This is a genomic window from Streptomyces sp. NPDC040545, from assembly GCF_055595065.1.
Genome location: NZ_JBVIWA010000016.1, coordinates 1 through 15428 on the forward strand (window position 1 = coordinate 1; position 15428 = coordinate 15428).

Sequence of the window (15428 nt, forward strand, 5' to 3'; positions counted from 1 at the left end):
GCCCGGTTACATTCCGAACCCGGAAGCTAAGCCTTTCAGCGCCGATGGTACTGCAGGGGGGACCCTGTGGGAGAGTAGGACGCCGCCGAACAATCTTTCAAAGGACCCTTGGTCCAGCGTTCAACGCTGGACCAAGGGTCCTTTTTTGTTTTTACCTCTTTACGCCGAAGCGCGGCCATGGGTTGGTTGCGCGAGAATGACTAGCGGTACCCCGAAGACAGGAGTCACACCCATGTCCAACTCTCCCGACGATCGTCCGGAGCGCGAGCCTCGGCGCAACGACGGCGGTGACAGGGGCGGCTACCGCGGGGGCCGTGACGACCGTGGTGGCGACCGCCCCGCGTTCCGTCGTGACGACCGTGGTGCCAGTGGCCGACCGTCCAGTAGCGGTGGCGGCTTCCGTCGCGATGACCGCGGTGGTCGCCCGGCCGGCGGTGGCGGCGGCGGTTTCCGTCGTGACGACCGTGGTGGCGACCGTCCGTCCTACCCGCGTCGTGAGGACGACCGTGGTGGCCGTCCCTCCGGCGGTGCCGGTGGCGGCGGTTTCCGTCGCGACGACCGCGGTGGCGACCGTCCCAGCTTCCCGCGTCGCGATGACCGTGGCAGCGACCGTCCGTCGTACCCGCGCCGTGACGATGACCGTGGTGGGCGTCCCTCCGGTGGCGGCGGTGGCTTCCGTCGTGACGACCGCGGTGGCGACCGTCCGTCCTACCCGCGTCGCGATGACCGTGGTGGCAGCGACCGTCCGTCGTACCCCCGTCGTGACGATGACCGTGGTGGCTTCCGTGGCGGTCGTGACGACCGTGGCGGCGACCGCCCGTCCTACCCCCGTCGTGATGACCGTGGCGGGGACCGTCCGTCGTACCCGCGCCGTGAGGACGACCGTGGTGGGCGTCCCTCCGGTGGCGGCGGCGGTTTCCGCCGTGACGACCGCGGTGGCGACCGTCCGTCGTACCCGCGCCGTGAGGACGACCGTGGTGGGCGTCCCTCCGGTGGCGGCGGTGGCTTCCGCCGTGACGACCGCGGTGGCGACCGTCCGTCGTACCCCCGTCGTGACGACCGTGGCAGCGACCGTCCCTCGTACCCTCGTCGCGATGACGACCGTGGTGGCTTCCGTGGCGGTCGTGACGACCGTGGCGGCGACCGCCCGTCCTACCCCCGTCGCGACGACCGCGGTGGCGACCGTCCGTCCTACCCGCGCCGCGAGGACGACCGTGGTGGCCGTCCCACCGGTGGCGGCGGCGGTTTCCGCCGTGACGACCGCGGTGGCGACCGTCCGTCGTACCCCCGTCGTGACGACCGTGGCAGCGACCGTCCCTCGTACCCCCGTCGTGACGATGACCGTGGTGGGTTCCGTGGCGGCCGCGACGACCGTGGCGGCGACCGTCCGTCGTACCCCCGTCGTGAGGACGACCGTGGTGGCCGTCCCGCCGGCGGTGGCGGTGGCGGCGGCTTCCGCCGCGACGACCGCGGTGGCGACCGTCCCTCGTACCCCCGTCGCGATGACGACCGTGGTGGGTTCCGTGGCGGCCGCGACGACCGTGGCGGCGACCGCCCGTCCTACCCCCGTCGTGACGACCGCGGTGGCGACCGTGGCGGGTTCCGTGGTGGCCGCGACGATCGCGGTGGTGACCGTGGTGGCTACCGTGGTCGCGATGACCGCGGCGGCGACCGCGAATACCGCTCCGACCGCGACCCGGTCAAGCGGCTTCCGATCGACGAGGACGTCACCGGCCTCGAGATCGACGCCGATGTGCGCCAGGAGCTGCTGAGCCTGCCCAAGGGCCTGGCCGAAGAGGTGTCCAAGAACCTCGTCATGGTCGCGCGGCTGATCGACGACGAGCCCGAGCAGGCGTACGCGTACTCGCGCATCGCCCTGCGGCTGGCCTCCCGCGTCGCCGCTGTCCGCGAGGCCGCCGGCTTCGCCGCGTACGCCACGCAGAAGTACAGCGAGGCCCTCGCGGAGTTCCGCGCCGCCAAGCGCATGACCGGTTCGGTCGACCTGTGGCCCGTCATGGCCGACTGCGAGCGCGGCCTCGGCCGTCCGGAGCGGGCGCTGGCCATGGCCGGCGAGCCCGAGGTGCAGAAGCTGGACAAGGCCGGTCAGGTCGAGATGCGTCTGGTCGCGGCCGGTGCCCGGCGGGACCAGGGCCAGCTCGAAGCGGCCATCGTGACCCTGCAGAGCCCGGAGCTGGCCTCCAGCTCGGTCCAGCCCTGGACCGCGCGCCTGCGGTACGCCTACGCCGACGCCCTGCTGGCGGCCGGTCGTGAGGACGAGGCGCGCGAGTGGTTCGGCAAGACCCTCGAGGCCGACAAGGACGGGGCCACCGACGCCTCCGACCGTCTGGCCGAGCTCGACGGTGTCGAGTTCGTCGACGCCTCGGTCGACCTGTCCGACGTCGTCGAGGACGAGGACGAGGATGACGACGAGGGCGAGGACGCGGCGGAGATCGCCGCGGCCGAGCGCGCCTCCGACGTCGCCGAGTACTACGACGAGGACGACGAGGAGTACGAGCCGCTGGAGCAGTCCGAGGCGGACGCCGACGTCGAGGGCGACAAGGCCTGAGGCACGGTGACATGAAGAAGGGCGGTACCCCGGTCGGGGTACCGCCCTTCTTCATGTCCGGAAGTTCATGTCCGGAAGCGGTCAGCCGAGGCCGCGCAGGACCAGGCCGGTGGCCGGTTTCGGTCCGAAGGACGTGGACTTGCGGGGCATGGTGACGCCCTGGCGGGCCAGGTCCCGCACGACTTCCTCGCGTACGGGATGCAGCAGGACCGCCGTGCCGCCGTGCCGCTCGGCCATGGCCACCGTGGACGCGGCGTCGTGGATGTACGTGATCTGGTCCGGGGCGTCCGGGATGTGCCAGAGGGCGTCGAGCAGGGTCGCGTGCAGGACGGTGGCGTCCAGCCGGCGCCAGGCCTCCGGGCGGTCGTGGCGGACCGTGGTGTCGAGGAGCGCCAGGTCAGGGTCGGTGACCAGGTGGAAGGCGCCGTCGCCGGCGATCAGGAAGGCGTTGCCGCGTTCCGAGGCGTCCGCGAGGGTGTCCAGGGCCAGCGGGAGCGGTCCGTCGACCGGGCGGACGCGGAAGTGGCCGTCGAGGGCCGCGAGGGCGTCCGGCACCGGGAGGCGGCGCAGCATCCGGTGGATGGCGCGGACCTGGAGCGGATAGCGGGCGGTGTCCACGAGCAGGACCAGGCCGAAGTCCCAGGCGGTGGGAGAGCCGTGCTCCTCCTGGAGGCGCAGGTACGTCGCCCAGCGGTGGTGGCCGTCGGCGATGAGGGCCTGGCGGTGGCTGAGGTCCGCCATCACGGTGGCGAGTTCGGCCGGATCCGTGATGGCCCACAGGCGGTGCTGGAAGCCGTCCTCGGTGGTGGTCGACAGGAGGGGGGCGAGCTGGGCGGTCCGTTCGACGACCGCGGCCGCTCCCGCGCCCGGGTCGTCGCCCCGGTAGGTGAGCAGGAGGGGTTCGAGGTTGGCGGAGGTGGCCCGCATCAGGCCGGCCCGGTCGGTGACCACGTCCGGCATGACGTCCTCATGGGGCAGGACGATGCCGGCGTCGGCGGCGGACAGGGCGAGGGCGCCGATGAGACCGCGCTGGAGCAGGCCGGCCCGGCGCTGCTCGTACACGTAGAGCGCGGGCTCGGGATCGGCGCTGAGGATGCCCTCGGCGAGCCAGTCGTGCAGGGTGCGGGCGGCCTGCTCGTTGCGCGCGGCCGGGGTGCCCGCCTGCGGCAGGATCAGGCGGACGATGTTGTGCGGGTCGGCGGATTCGAGGTGGTCGACTCCGTCGGGGCGCACGACCACGTCGTACGGCGGCGAGGTGACGGCGGCGAGGCTGCCGACACGCTCGGGGACGTAGCGCAGGCCATGAAACGGGATCAGGCGCAGCCCATGCTCCGCGGTACCAGATGTGGTCATTGGTGCATGGTAAGACGCGTCTCGCCATGCGGGATGATCGGGGGAGTACGGAATCGGACAAGGTCGATCTCATGAGGAGCGGACAGGATGACCCGGCAGAACAGGACCAGCCCCGCGGCGAGTGAGCAGAGTCTGCACCAGGCGTACGACACCGCACTGCTGGATCTGGACGGGGTGGTGTATGCGGGCGGCGAGGCCATCGCGTACGCCGTGGAGTCCCTCGCCGCGGCACGGGCGGACGGGATGCACCTCGCGTACGTCACGAACAACGCGCTGCGGACGCCGGACGCGGTCGCGGAGCACCTGGGCGAGCTGGGCATTCCGACGGAGGCGGCGGAGGTGATCACCTCGGCGCAGGCGGTGGCCCGGCTGATCGCGGAGCAGGTGGCTCCGGGGTCGAAGGTTCTGGTGATCGGCGGGGACGGGCTGCGGGTCGCGCTGCGCGAGCGGGGGCTGGTGCCGGTGGAGTCGGCCGAGGAGGAGGGGCTCGCGGCGGTCGTCCAGGGGTACGGGGGTCCCGACCTGCCGTGGGGGCGGTTCGCGGAGGCCTCGTACGCGATCAACCGCGGGGTGCCGTGGTTCGCGTCGAACACCGACCTGACGATTCCGGGGGCGCGGGGCATCGCGCCGGGCAACGGGGCCGCGGTGGAGGTCGTACGGATCGCCACGGGCGCGGAGCCGCAGGTGGCGGGCAAGCCGCTGCCCCCGATGCACCGGGAGACGGTGCTGCGTACCGGGGCGGAGCGGCCGCTGGTGGTGGGGGACCGGCTGGACACCGACATCGAGGGCGCCTTCAACGGGGAGGTGGACTCGCTGCTGGTGCTGACCGGGGTCACGGACGCGGAGCAGCTGCTGCGGGCCGAGCCCAGGCACCGCCCGACCTATGTGGACCGGGATCTGCGGGGGTTGCTGACCGGGCAGCCCGAAGTGGAGCCGTGCGCGGAGGGTTTCCGCTGCGGAGGCTGGACGGCGGTCGCGACGAATGGCGGCGTGCTGGAACTGCGAGAGGCCGGAGAGGGCGGGGAGGGCGGAGAGGCCGGGCAGGGCGGGGAAGGCGGGGATCCGCTCGACGCGCTGCGGGCGCTGTGCGCGGCGGCCTGGACGGTGGCCGGGGACGGGGCCTGCACGCTGGATATGGCGAAGGCGCTGGCCAGGCTGGGTCTTTAGGGTCCTCCGGGGGATCCGCCCGTGTGGAAGGTAGGTTAGCCTAACCTGCGTGTTGGTCGAGAGCCCCCCTGAACCCGAACGGAGCGCGGCGCCCCAAGAGGGCGCCGGCGCCGCCGTAGCCCGCCCGCGCCATGCCGCGCGCGCCGCCGGTCTGCTCGCCGCTCTCGCGGTGCTGGCACTGATCGCCGTCGTGAGCATCGCCGTGGGCGCCAAGCAGATGTCCCTGGACGAGGTCTGGCACGGCCTGTTCGCCTACGCGGGTACGCCCTCCGACGTGGTGGTGCGGGATCTGCGGATCCCGCGCACCCTGCTCGGGCTGATGGTCGGGCTCGGACTCGGCCTGTCCGGTGCCGTGATGCAGGCGTTGACCCGTAACCCGCTGGCCGAGCCCGGCATCCTCGGCGTCAACGCGGGTGCCGCGGCCGCCGTGGTCTCCGCGATCAGCTTCTTCGGCGCGACTTCGCTGAGCGAGTTCGTGTGGTGGGCCTTCCTCGGCGCCGCCTTCGTCTCGGTCCTCGTGTACGTGCTCGGCGGCAGCCGCAGTGCGACCCCGGTGCGCCTCGCGCTCGCCGGTACGGCGGCCAGCGCGGCGCTCGTCGGCTACATCAACGCCGTGCAGCTGATGGACAGCAAGGCGCTGGACAAGCTGCGCTTCTGGACGGTGGGTTCGCTGGCCTCGGCCAACATGGACACCGTCCGGCAGGTGGCCCCCTTCCTGCTCGTCGGCGCGGTGCTCGCGCTGGTGCTGGGCCGGCCGCTCAACGCGATGGCGATGGGCGACGACACGGCGCGGGCGCTCGGCGCCCACCTGACGCGGACCCGGATCGGCGCCATGGTCGCCATCACCCTGCTGTGCGGTGCGGCGACCGCCGCGTGCGGTCCCATCGTGTTCATCGGGCTGATGGTCCCGCACCTGGTGCGGGCCTTCACCGGTCCTGACATGCGCTGGGTGCTCGCGTACTCGGCCGTCCTGGCGCCGGCGCTGCTGCTCGGATCCGACATCGTCGGCCGTGTCGTCACCCGGCCCGCCGAGCTGCAGGTCGGCGTCGTGACCGCGCTCATCGGCGGTCCGGTCTTCATCTACCTGGTTCGGCGCAAGAGGATGGCCCAGCTGTGACCGCGACCGCGTCCGCGCCCACGACCGTGACCGACACCCCCCGCAAGGGCCGCAGGTCCGGCCTCCGTCCGATGCGCCTGCCCGGCGGGGTCTCGTTGCGCGTCGAGCGGCGCGCCCTGGCCGTGGGGGTCCTGCTGACCCTCGTGGCGCTCGCGATGTCCGTCGTGCTCATCGGCACCGGCGACTTCGAGATCGCGCCGTGGGACGTCGTGCAGACCCTGCTCGGCAACGGCACCCCCGCCACCGACTTCATCGTCAACGACCTGCGGTTGCCGCGGGCCCTGGTCGCGCTGCTCGTCGGCGCGGCGCTCGGGATCTCCGGAGCCGTCTTCCAGTCGGTCTCCCGCAACCCGCTGGGCTCCCCGGACATGCTCGGCTTCGGCTACGGCTCGGCGGTCGGCGCGCTCGTCGTCATCGTCCTGTTCAAGGGCGGCGCCACCGAGGTGGCCGTCGGAGCGCTGGCCGGTGGTCTGCTGGCCGGAGTCCTCGTCTACCTGCTCGCCTACAAGCAGGGCATCCAGGGCTACCGGCTGGTGCTGGTCGGCATCGGAGCCTCCGCCATCCTGATCGCCGTGATCCAGTACCTGATCACGAAGGCCCAGCTGTTCGAGGCCACCCGCGCCATGGTCTGGCTGACGGGCTCGCTGGCCGGCCGGGACTGGGCGCAGGTGTGGCCGCTGCTCGCGGTGTGCGCGGTGCTCTTCCCGCTGGTCCTCGGGCAGGGCCGGGCCCTGCGGATGATGGAGATGGGCGACGACGCCGCGTACGCGCTCGGGGTGCGGGTGGAGCGGACGCGGCTGCTGCTGATGCTCGCGGCGATCCTGCTCACCACCGCGGCGAGCGCGGCGGCCGGGCCCATCAGCTTCGTCGCGCTGGCCGCGCCGCAGCTGGCCCGGCGGCTGACCCGCTCGCCCGGCGGGAACCTGGTGAGCGCCGCCCTGATGGGCTCGGTGCTGCTGATGGTGTCCGACTGGGCCTCGCAGCGGGCCTTCGGCGCCGACCAGCTGCCGGTGGGTGTGGTGACCGGCCTCGTCGGCGGTGTCTACCTGCTCTGGCTGCTCGTCACCGAGCGCAAGGCGGGACGTATATGAACCTGATGAGGAGTACGCAAGTGCAGCGGCTGACCGCGGAGAACGTGACCCTCGGCTACGACCAGCGGGTCATCGCCGAGAACCTGTCGGTGGAGATCCCCGACAACTCCTTCACGGTGATCGTCGGCCCCAACGCCTGCGGCAAGTCCACGCTGCTGCGGGCCCTGTCGCGAATGCTGAAGCCGTCCACCGGGCGGGTGCTGCTGGACGGGCAGGCCATCGGGTCGATGCCCGCGAAGAAGGTCGCCAAGACCCTGGGCCTGCTCCCGCAGTCCTCGATCGCGCCCGACGGCATCACGGTGGCCGACCTGGTCTCGCGCGGCCGGTACCCGCACCAGGGGCTGCTGCGGCAGTGGTCGGCCGAGGACGAGCGGATCGTGAACGAGTCGATGGCGTCGACCGGGGTCGCCGAGCTCGCCGACCGGGCCGTGGACGAGCTGTCGGGCGGGCAGCGGCAGCGCGTGTGGATCGCGATGGCGCTGGCCCAGCAGACGCCGCTGCTGCTGCTCGACGAGCCGACGACGTACCTGGACATCCAGCACCAGATCGACGTGCTGGACCTGTGCGCGGAGCTGCACGAGACGCAGGGGCGGACGCTGGTGGCGGTGCTGCACGACCTGAACCACGCGGCCCGGTACGCCACGCACCTGATCGCGATGCGGGGCGGGAAGGTCGTCGCGGAGGGGCCGCCGGCCGAGGTGGTGACGGCGGAGCTCGTGGAGAAGGTGTTCGGGCTGCGCTGCCAGGTGATCCCGGATCCGGAGACGGGGACGCCGCTGGTGGTTCCGGCGGCGCGCAAGGCCCGTGCGGTGGCCCGGGCGGAGTAGTCCCCGGCCGGGCGGGCGGCGCCGGACGCGGGTGCGGCGCCGTTGCCGGGGGCGCCGCCCCCGGACCCCCGCGCCTCAAACGCCGGCGGGGCTGGAAGACCGGGGCTCCGCCCCAGACCCCGCGCCTCAAACGCCGGCGGGGCTGGAAGAGGAGGCCGGCGGGGCTGGAGGGGACCGGCGGGGGTGGAAGGGGTCGGGGCGGGGCTGGAGGAGGCTAGAGCAGCGTCTTGAGGCGGAGGAGGTCGCGGAAGCCGGCCTCCAGTCTGACGCGGCCCGAGGCCCAGGCCTTCGCGAACTTCAGCTCGCCCGCGACCAGCGCCACGAGGTCGTCGCCCGTCATCGCGAGCCGGATCTCGGCCTTCGCCGCGGGCGGGCCCGGGGCGACCGCGTCCACCCGGATCCGGCCCGCGTCGAGGCGGCCCGTGAACGTCTGGTCCAGGTCGGTGATGTGGCAGCTCAGGGAGCGGTCGAACGCGGCCGCGCCGCGTACGCCGTCGTCGGCCCGCGCGAGATTGCCGGAGAGGTTGTCGAGTGCTTCGCGGCACTCCTGGATCGTAGCCATCGTGATCACGACCGTACCGCAGAGCCATGCGTGGTCGCGGGGCGCTTCGAGGTAGCGTCGGGGCATGACCGACGAAGCCGCCGACCCCCGGGTCGAAGCCGCCGCCGAGCCCGTCGAGCCCGTCGAGCCCGCCGGGCCCGCGGCGCTGGGCGTCGTACGCGCGCCCACCGGCCACGCCGGCGTGGACGCGCACCTGGCGCGGCTGGCGGACGCGGACCACCTCGCGGCGGACGGACACGTCGAGGTGTACGAGGATGTCCACCGGGGCCTGCGCGAGGCGCTGACCGCGCTGGACGCACCGCCCGTCCCCGGACCGTACGAAAACAGGAGCTGAACCGAACGTGGCAGGAGTGGCACGCCGCCGCCTGGACGCCGAACTGGTACGCCGCAGCATGGCCCGCTCGCGCGAGCACGCCGCGCAGCTGATCGCCGCGGGCCGGGTGACCGTGGGCGGCACCACCGCGACCAAGGCGGCCACCCAGGTCGAGACCAGCGCGGCCCTGGTGGTCCGCAAGGACGACAGCGACCCCGAATACGTCTCCCGGGGTGGCCACAAGCTGGCCGGCGCGCTGGCGGCCTTCCAGCCGCAGGGGCTGGCCGTCGAGGGCCGCCGCGCGCTGGACGCCGGCGCCTCCACGGGCGGATTCACCGACGTGCTGCTGCGCTCGGGCGTGGCCCACGTGATGGCCGTGGACGTCGGCTACGGGCAGCTGGCCTGGTCGCTGCAGAGCGATGACCGGGTCACGGTCAAGGACCGTACGAACGTGCGCGAGCTGACGGTGGAGCAGCTCGACGGGGTCCCGGTCGACCTGGTCGTCGGTGACCTGTCGTTCATTTCCATCGGTCTGGTGCTGCCGGCGCTGGTGCGCTGCTGCGCGCCGGACGCGGACCTGGTGCTGATGGTCAAGCCGCAGTTCGAGGTCGGCAAGGACCGGCTGGGCAGCGGCGGCGTGGTGCGCAGCCCGGAGCTGAGGGCCGAGGCCGTACGCGAAGTCGCGGCGCAGGCGGCCAAGCTGGGGCTGGGTGTTCTCGGTGTGGCGGCGAGTCCGCTGCCGGGGCCGTCGGGGAACGTCGAGTACTTTCTGTGGCTGCGGGCGGGGGCACCGGCCCTCGACCCGGCGGATGTTGACCGTGCAGTGGCGGAGGGGCCGCAGTGACAGATTCAGCGGGTTCAGCAGGTGCAGCGGGTTCACGGATTTCGGGGGAAGGGCGGACGGTCTTCCTGCTCGCGCACACCGGGCGGCCTGCGGCCATCCGCAGTGCCGAGCTGGTCGTGCAGGGTCTGCTGAGATGCGGGCTGGGCGTACGCGTCATGGAGCACGAGGCGGTGGACCTGCCGCTGCCCCCCGAGGTGGAGCTGGTCACCGAGTCCACCCCGGGGGCGCTCGACGGGTGTGAGCTGCTCATCGTCCTCGGCGGGGACGGGACCCTGCTGCGGGGCGCGGAGTTCGCGCGCGCCTCGGGGGTGCCGATGCTGGGCGTCAACCTGGGCCGGGTGGGGTTCCTCGCCGAGGCCGAGCGCGACGACCTGGACAAGGTCGTGGACCGGGTGGTGACGCGCTCGTACGAGGTCGAGGAGCGGATGACGCTCGACGTGATAGTGCGTACGAACGGCGATGTGGTCCACCGGGACTGGGCGCTGAACGAGGCCGCGGTCCAGAAGGTGTCCCCCGAGCGGATGCTGGAGGTGGTCCTGGAGATCGACGGGCGCCCGGTGACCGGCTTCGGCTGTGACGGGATCGTCTGCGCGACTCCGACGGGCTCCACGGCCTACGCGTTCTCCGCGGGCGGGCCGGTGGTCTGGCCGGAGGTGGAGGCGCTGCTGCTGGTGCCGATCAGCGCGCACGCGCTGTTCGCGAAGCCGCTGGTGACCTCGCCGACCTCGGTGCTGGCGGTCGAGGTGCAGAACGGCACCCCGCACGGAGTGCTGTGGTGCGACGGGCGGCGCATGCTGGATCTGCCCGCCGGGGCACGGGTCGAGGTGCGGCGTGGGGCGGTTCCGGTGCGGCTCGCGCGGCTGCACCACGCGTCCTTCACGGACCGGCTCGTCGCCAAGTTCGCGCTGCCGGTGTCGGGTTGGCGCGGGGCGCCGCACTGAGGCGCAGCTCACACGTCTCTAATAGCACATCCGTTCGAACAACTTGGAGCGGGTGACGTCACATGGCACCCATGAAACCTCGGTATCGTCGTCCCGTGCTTGAGGAGATGCGGATACGGTCGCTCGGGGTCATCGACGACGCGGTGGTCGAGCTGTCGCCCGGATTCACCGCGGTGACCGGCGAGACCGGCGCGGGCAAGACGATGGTCGTCACCAGCCTCGGGCTGCTGCTCGGCGGTCGCGCCGACCCGGCCCTGGTACGGATCGGGGCCAAGGCCGCGGTGGTCGAGGGCCGCATCGTCATGCGCCCCGACGCCCCCGCCGCCGTACGCGCCGAGGAGGCCGGGGCCGAGCTCGACGACGGCGCCCTGCTGATCAGCCGGACCGTGTCCGCCGAGGGACGCTCGCGCGCCCATGTCGGCGGCCGCTCCGTGCCCGTCGGCCTGCTCGCCGAGCTCGCCGACGACCTGGTCGCCGTACACGGGCAGACCGACCAGCAGGGGCTGCTGCGCCCCGCCCGGCAGCGGCAGGCGCTCGACCGGTACGCCGGGGACGCCGTCGCCGTCCCGCTGGAGAAGTACGGCGCGGCCTACCGCAGGCTCCGCGCCGTCGCCGTCGAGCTGGAGGAGATCACCACCCGGGCCCGGGAACGGGCCCAGGAGGCGGACCTGCTGCGCTTCGGGCTGGACGAGATCGCGGCCGTGGAACCGGTGGCCGGCGAGGACACCGAACTCGCCGCCGAGGCGGAGCGGCTCGGGCACGCCGAATCACTGTCCTCGGCGGCGCAGCTGGCGCACGCCGCGCTCGCGGGCAACCCCGAGGACCCGGAGGCCATCGACGCGAACATGCTCGTCGCCGGCGCCCACCGGGCGCTGGAATCCGTACGGTCCCACGACCCGGCCCTCGGCGCGCTCGCCGAGCGGATCGGCGAAATGGGCATCCTGCTGTCCGACGTGGCCGGGGAACTGGCGGGCTACGCGGATGACCTGGACGCCGATCCGCTGCGGCTGGCCGCGGTGGAGGAGCGGCGGGCCGCTCTGACGCAGCTCACCCGCAAGTACGGCTCCGCGGGCACCGTGGACGCCGTGCTGGAGTGGGCCGAACAGGGCGCGGCGCGGCTGCTGGAACTGGACGGCGACGACGAGCGGATCACGGAACTGACCGCCGAGCGCGACGGACTGCGCGGTGAACTGTCCCTGCTGGCACAGGCGTTGACGGACGCCCGGGTGGAGGCGGCCAGTCGGTTCGCCTCCGCCGTGACGGCCGAGCTGGCCTCGCTGGCGATGCCGCACGCACGGGTGACCATCGACATCCGGCAGGTGGAGGACCCCGAAGGAGTGGACGTGGACGGCCGCCCGGTCGCCTGCGGCCCTTCGGGCGCGGACGAGGTCGAGCTGCTGCTGGCCCCGCACCCCGGCGCCCAGCCGCGGCCGATCGCCAAGGGCGCCTCGGGCGGTGAGCTGTCCCGGGTGATGCTGGCCGTCGAGGTCGTTTTCGCGGGCTCCGACCCGGTGCCCACCTACCTCTTCGACGAGGTCGACGCGGGCGTCGGCGGCAAGGCGGCCGTCGAGGTGGGCCGGCGGCTGGCGAAGCTGGCCAAGTCGGCGCAGGTCGTGGTCGTCACGCACCTGCCGCAGGTGGCGGCCTTCGCGGACCGGCAGCTGCTCGTCGAGAAGACCAACGACGGATCGGTCACCCGCAGCGGGGTCACCGTCCTGGAGGGCGAGGACCGGATCCGCGAGCTGTCGCGCATGCTGGCCGGCCACGAGGACTCCGTCTCGGCGCGGGCGCACGCCGAGGAACTGCTGGCGGCGGCGCGCGCGGACGCCTGAGATGACACACGGTGTGAAGAGCCCGGAGCGCGCGGCGTTCCGGGCCCTTCGCCGTCCGAGGATAGTCCGTGTGGGTGAGCCTGAGGCGCGTCCAGCCGTATCTCGTACGGGATCCACACCCGTATGGTCCCGGAACGCGCGTGCGGACTGGCATCCTTGGCGTTCTCTGACTCCCTCACCCTGGAGCTTCGGCCCGTGAGCAGCTCCCCGGTCTCCACCCCCTTCCCGGCCCAGCCCTACGGCCGGCCGCCGCTGCGCACCGTGCAAGTACTCGGCGGCGGTGCGGGCGCGGGCAGCAGCGCGCACGTACGGTCCCTCGCGACCGGCCTCGCCGCGCGCGGGGTACGGGTCACGGTGTGCGCGCCCGTCCAGGCGGAGGGGGAGTACGACTTCACCGGCGCCGGGGCGCAGTTCGCGCCCGACGCGGTCAGCGTGCTGCGGGCCGCCTGCGCCGGTGCGGACCTCGTGCACGCGCACGGCGTGCGCGCCGGGATGCGCGCCGCGCTGGCCATACGGGGGCGCCGGGTGCCTCTGGTGGTGAGCTGGCACGGCGAGGGCCCCACGGCGGCCGGCGCGCTCGGGCGGCTGGGCCGGCTGCTGGAACGGCACGTCGCGCGGGCCGCGGCGGTGGTGCTCGGGGCCTCCTCGGACCAGGTGGACGCCGCGCGGCTGCGGGGCGCCAGGGACGCGCGGCTGGCCCCGGTGGCGGTCCCGGCGGGCCGGGCGGGACCGGAGACGGCGGCCGACCCCGGCAAGGTGCGCGCCGAACTCGGCGCGGTGGAACGGCCGCTGCTGATCGCCGTCGGCAGCCTGGTGCCGCACCGCGGGTACTCCGTACTGCTCGACGCGGCACGAGAGTGGCGCGGCCTGGACCCGGCGCCGCTGCTGGTGATCGCGGGGGAGGGGCCGCTACGGGCGGAGCTCTCCCGGCGGATCGAGGCGGAAGGCCTCCCGGTACGGCTGCTGGGGCGCCGCCGGGACGCGGCGCAGCTGCTGGCGGCGGCGGACCTGGCGGTGCTGCCCAGTCGGTGGGAGGCGCGGGCGCTGCTGGCGCAGGAGGCGCTGCGGGTCGGCGTGCCGCTGGTCGCCACGACGGTGGGCGGTGTCCCGGAGCTGGTGGGGGAGGGCGCGGTACTGGTCCCGCCGGGCGAGGCCGGGCCGCTCGCCTCGGCCGTGACCGGCCTGCTGGCCGACCCGGACCGCCGGGCGGCCCTGGTGGCCGCCGGGCGCGTCCAGGCCGCGACGTGGCCGTCGGAGGACGACACGGTGGCGCAGGTCCTGTCCGTCTACGACGAACTGATGGAACGCACCCGCCGTTAGGGGGTGTCTTGGGGATGTGGGTCGCCTCAGCCGACGGCGCCGAGGATCGGCGCCCAGGTGGCGCCGGTGAGTGCGGTCACCACCTGCTGTTCGGAGAGCGGGGGAGCCGCCCGGGTCGGCTTCGGTGTGTCCGCGCCGCTGCCGCCGCCGGTGCTGTTCCACTGCACCATCTGCAGCTGGGCGCCGGTCGACTTCAAGGTCACCGTCACCGTCCAGCGGTGGGCGGTGCCGGCACGGGCCGGGTGCTCGGCCGCGTTCCGCTCCGACATCACCACGGCCCCGCCGGGAACCGCGGCACTGCTCGGCAGCTCGCTCAGCGTGCAGGTGTCACCTTCGGCACGGGCGGGCGTACGCGCGCAGCTCAACCCGTCGCCGTCCCTGAGCGGCAGTTTCAGCCGCACGGCCGAGACACCGACCATGGCCGCTCCGTGCCCGTCGTCGACGAGGAGCCGCCCGTTGGCGACGTACCCGCCGGACGGATCCGAGGGGTTGTTGCTCTGCCCGGCCGTCTCGCTGAACGTGCCCCCGGGGAGCGTGGCCTTCAGCGCATCGACCATCTGGGTACCGGTGACCGCGGAACGGGGCATCGCCAGCGCCACCGTCTCGATGCCGGATCCTGCGGGGCGGGTCCCGGCGAGCGCGCCGGGGATCACCAGGCCGGCCACGGTCATCACTGTGCAGGCGCCGACCCCGGCGACGACGAGGGCGGCGCCGCGTCGGCGCCGACGGCTGCGTCCGCGCTCGACGGCCCCGCCTAGGAGGGCGGTGAGATCGGGTTCGAGGGAGTCGGTCGTGCGGTCCAAGGCATGGGCGAGGTCTGTTTCGAACGGCATGCTGGCGTCACCTTTTCTGCGTTGACGGGTGCTCAGTGCGGAACCAGGTCGGACAGGCTGTCGCCGAGCAGCAAGCGCAGCCTGCCGAGTGCCCGGGTGCCCTGGGAGCGGACCGCGCTGCTGCTCAGCCTGAGCATCCGGGCGGTCTCCTCGATGCTGCGGTCCTCCCAGTAGCGCAGCAGCAGCACGGCCCGGTCGCGGGGCGGAAGTTGGCCGAGCGCGTCCAGCAGGGCGAGCCGCAGCGCGGTGTCCGGGCCGGACGTCGCACTGTCGGGCATGTTCCCGAGGGGGCGCTCGCCGGTGCTCCGCCGCCGCCGCAGGCTGAGGAAGGTGCGGACCAGAACCGTCTGGGCATAGGCCACGGGGTTCTCCGCACCGGCCACCCGCTTCCAGTGCACGTACACCCGGCTGAGGGTCTCCTGGACCAGGTCCTCGGCAAGATGCGTGTCGCCGGCCGCGAGCACGTACGCCGAGCGGTACAGCGCCTTCGCCCTCGCGGTCACGAACTCCAGATACTCATCCTCCTGTGCTGATTTCACTCGGCCGCCGCCTGTTCTCTTGTCCTGTGATCCCCGTGCATACCCTTCTGACTACGTGAGACCCCGTGGTGTCGCGCGACCGAGGCACCTTCTTTCCGGCCGGACTCCGAGCCGTGCGAGCGG

Annotated in this window: 14 protein-coding genes, 1 rRNA gene and 1 pseudogene; 12 read left to right on the forward strand and 4 right to left on the reverse strand. The window is 73.3% G+C overall.

Going from position 1 to position 15428, the window contains the following annotated elements; translation table 11 throughout:
• From rrf to ACZ573_RS26785, 3 genes and pseudogenes are all read left to right on the forward strand, one after another.
• Positions 1-91 (forward strand): 5S ribosomal RNA (gene rrf / locus ACZ573_RS26775); the annotation flags it as partial.
• 168 nt (positions 92-259) lie between these two features.
• A pseudogene (locus ACZ573_RS26780) lies at positions 260-1441 on the forward strand (hypothetical protein); the annotation flags it as partial.
• Between the two features lie 312 nt (positions 1442-1753).
• Positions 1754-2566, forward strand: coding sequence for a tetratricopeptide repeat protein (locus ACZ573_RS26785; protein ID WP_471308827.1), 813 nt, complete (start codon positions 1754-1756; stop codon positions 2564-2566).
• 81 nt (positions 2567-2647) lie between these two features.
• Here the strand turns inward: ACZ573_RS26785 and ACZ573_RS26790 are convergent, their stop codons facing one another.
• Entirely contained in the window at positions 2648-3919 is a 1272-nt protein-coding gene (locus tag ACZ573_RS26790; protein ID WP_471308469.1) for a DUF1015 family protein, read from the reverse strand.
• 87 nt (positions 3920-4006) lie between these two features.
• Between ACZ573_RS26790 and ACZ573_RS26795 the strand changes: the two genes are divergently transcribed.
• From ACZ573_RS26795 to ACZ573_RS26810, 4 genes are all read left to right on the forward strand, one after another.
• Positions 4007-5086 (forward strand): HAD-IIA family hydrolase, encoded by a 1080-nt coding sequence (locus ACZ573_RS26795; RefSeq protein WP_471308471.1) that lies wholly within the window; start codon positions 4007-4009, stop codon positions 5084-5086.
• 49 nt (positions 5087-5135) lie between these two features.
• Positions 5136-6203 carry a FecCD family ABC transporter permease gene (locus tag ACZ573_RS26800; RefSeq protein ID WP_471308474.1) on the forward strand — a complete coding sequence of 356 codons (1068 nt, stop codon included), beginning with the start codon at positions 5136-5138 and terminating at the stop codon, positions 6201-6203.
• A gap of 71 nt (positions 6204-6274) precedes the next feature.
• Complete coding sequence (locus tag ACZ573_RS26805; RefSeq protein ID WP_471308830.1) at positions 6275-7294, forward strand: FecCD family ABC transporter permease; 1020 nt, start codon at positions 6275-6277, stop codon at positions 7292-7294.
• A 20-nt stretch (positions 7295-7314) separates the two neighbouring features.
• Positions 7315-8121, forward strand: a complete 807-nt coding sequence (locus ACZ573_RS26810) for an ABC transporter ATP-binding protein (protein ID WP_161292528.1) — start codon at positions 7315-7317, stop codon at positions 8119-8121.
• A gap of 214 nt (positions 8122-8335) precedes the next feature.
• Here the strand turns inward: ACZ573_RS26810 and ACZ573_RS26815 are convergent, their stop codons facing one another.
• Complete coding sequence (locus tag ACZ573_RS26815; RefSeq protein ID WP_471308476.1) at positions 8336-8683, reverse strand: SCP2 sterol-binding domain-containing protein; 348 nt, start codon at positions 8681-8683, stop codon at positions 8336-8338.
• Positions 8684-8747: 64 nt separating this feature from the next.
• Here ACZ573_RS26815 and ACZ573_RS26820 point away from each other — a divergent pair, with 64 nt between their 5' ends.
• The 5 genes from ACZ573_RS26820 (at position 8748) to ACZ573_RS26840 (ending at position 13933) form a co-directional block, all read left to right on the forward strand.
• Complete coding sequence (locus ACZ573_RS26820) at positions 8748-9017, forward strand: hypothetical protein (protein WP_471308479.1); 270 nt, start codon at positions 8748-8750, stop codon at positions 9015-9017.
• Positions 9018-9024: 7 nt separating this feature from the next.
• Complete coding sequence (locus tag ACZ573_RS26825; RefSeq protein WP_471308482.1) at positions 9025-9840, forward strand: TlyA family RNA methyltransferase; 816 nt, start codon at positions 9025-9027, stop codon at positions 9838-9840.
• Entirely contained in the window at positions 9837-10781 is a 945-nt protein-coding gene (locus tag ACZ573_RS26830; protein ID WP_471308486.1) for an NAD kinase, read from the forward strand. The genes ACZ573_RS26825 and ACZ573_RS26830 overlap by 4 nt, the downstream gene beginning before the upstream one ends.
• A gap of 107 nt (positions 10782-10888) precedes the next feature.
• Positions 10889-12613: a DNA repair protein RecN gene (gene recN / locus ACZ573_RS26835; RefSeq protein ID WP_471308832.1), complete on the forward strand. Its 1725-nt coding sequence runs from the start codon at positions 10889-10891 to the stop codon at positions 12611-12613.
• Positions 12614-12808: 195 nt separating this feature from the next.
• Complete coding sequence (locus ACZ573_RS26840) at positions 12809-13933, forward strand: glycosyltransferase family 4 protein (protein ID WP_471308490.1); 1125 nt, start codon at positions 12809-12811, stop codon at positions 13931-13933.
• A gap of 26 nt (positions 13934-13959) precedes the next feature.
• On the opposite strand, the gene ACZ573_RS26845 is transcribed toward ACZ573_RS26840, so the two are convergent.
• Together ACZ573_RS26845 and ACZ573_RS26850 are read right to left on the reverse strand one after the other, a co-directional pair.
• Positions 13960-14766 carry a hypothetical protein gene (locus ACZ573_RS26845; RefSeq protein ID WP_471308492.1) on the reverse strand — a complete coding sequence of 269 codons (807 nt, stop codon included), beginning with the start codon at positions 14764-14766 and terminating at the stop codon, positions 13960-13962.
• A gap of 32 nt (positions 14767-14798) precedes the next feature.
• Positions 14799-15305: a SigE family RNA polymerase sigma factor gene (locus ACZ573_RS26850; RefSeq protein WP_471308495.1), complete on the reverse strand. Its 507-nt coding sequence runs from the start codon at positions 15303-15305 to the stop codon at positions 14799-14801.
• Positions 15306-15428 lie beyond the last annotated feature (123 nt).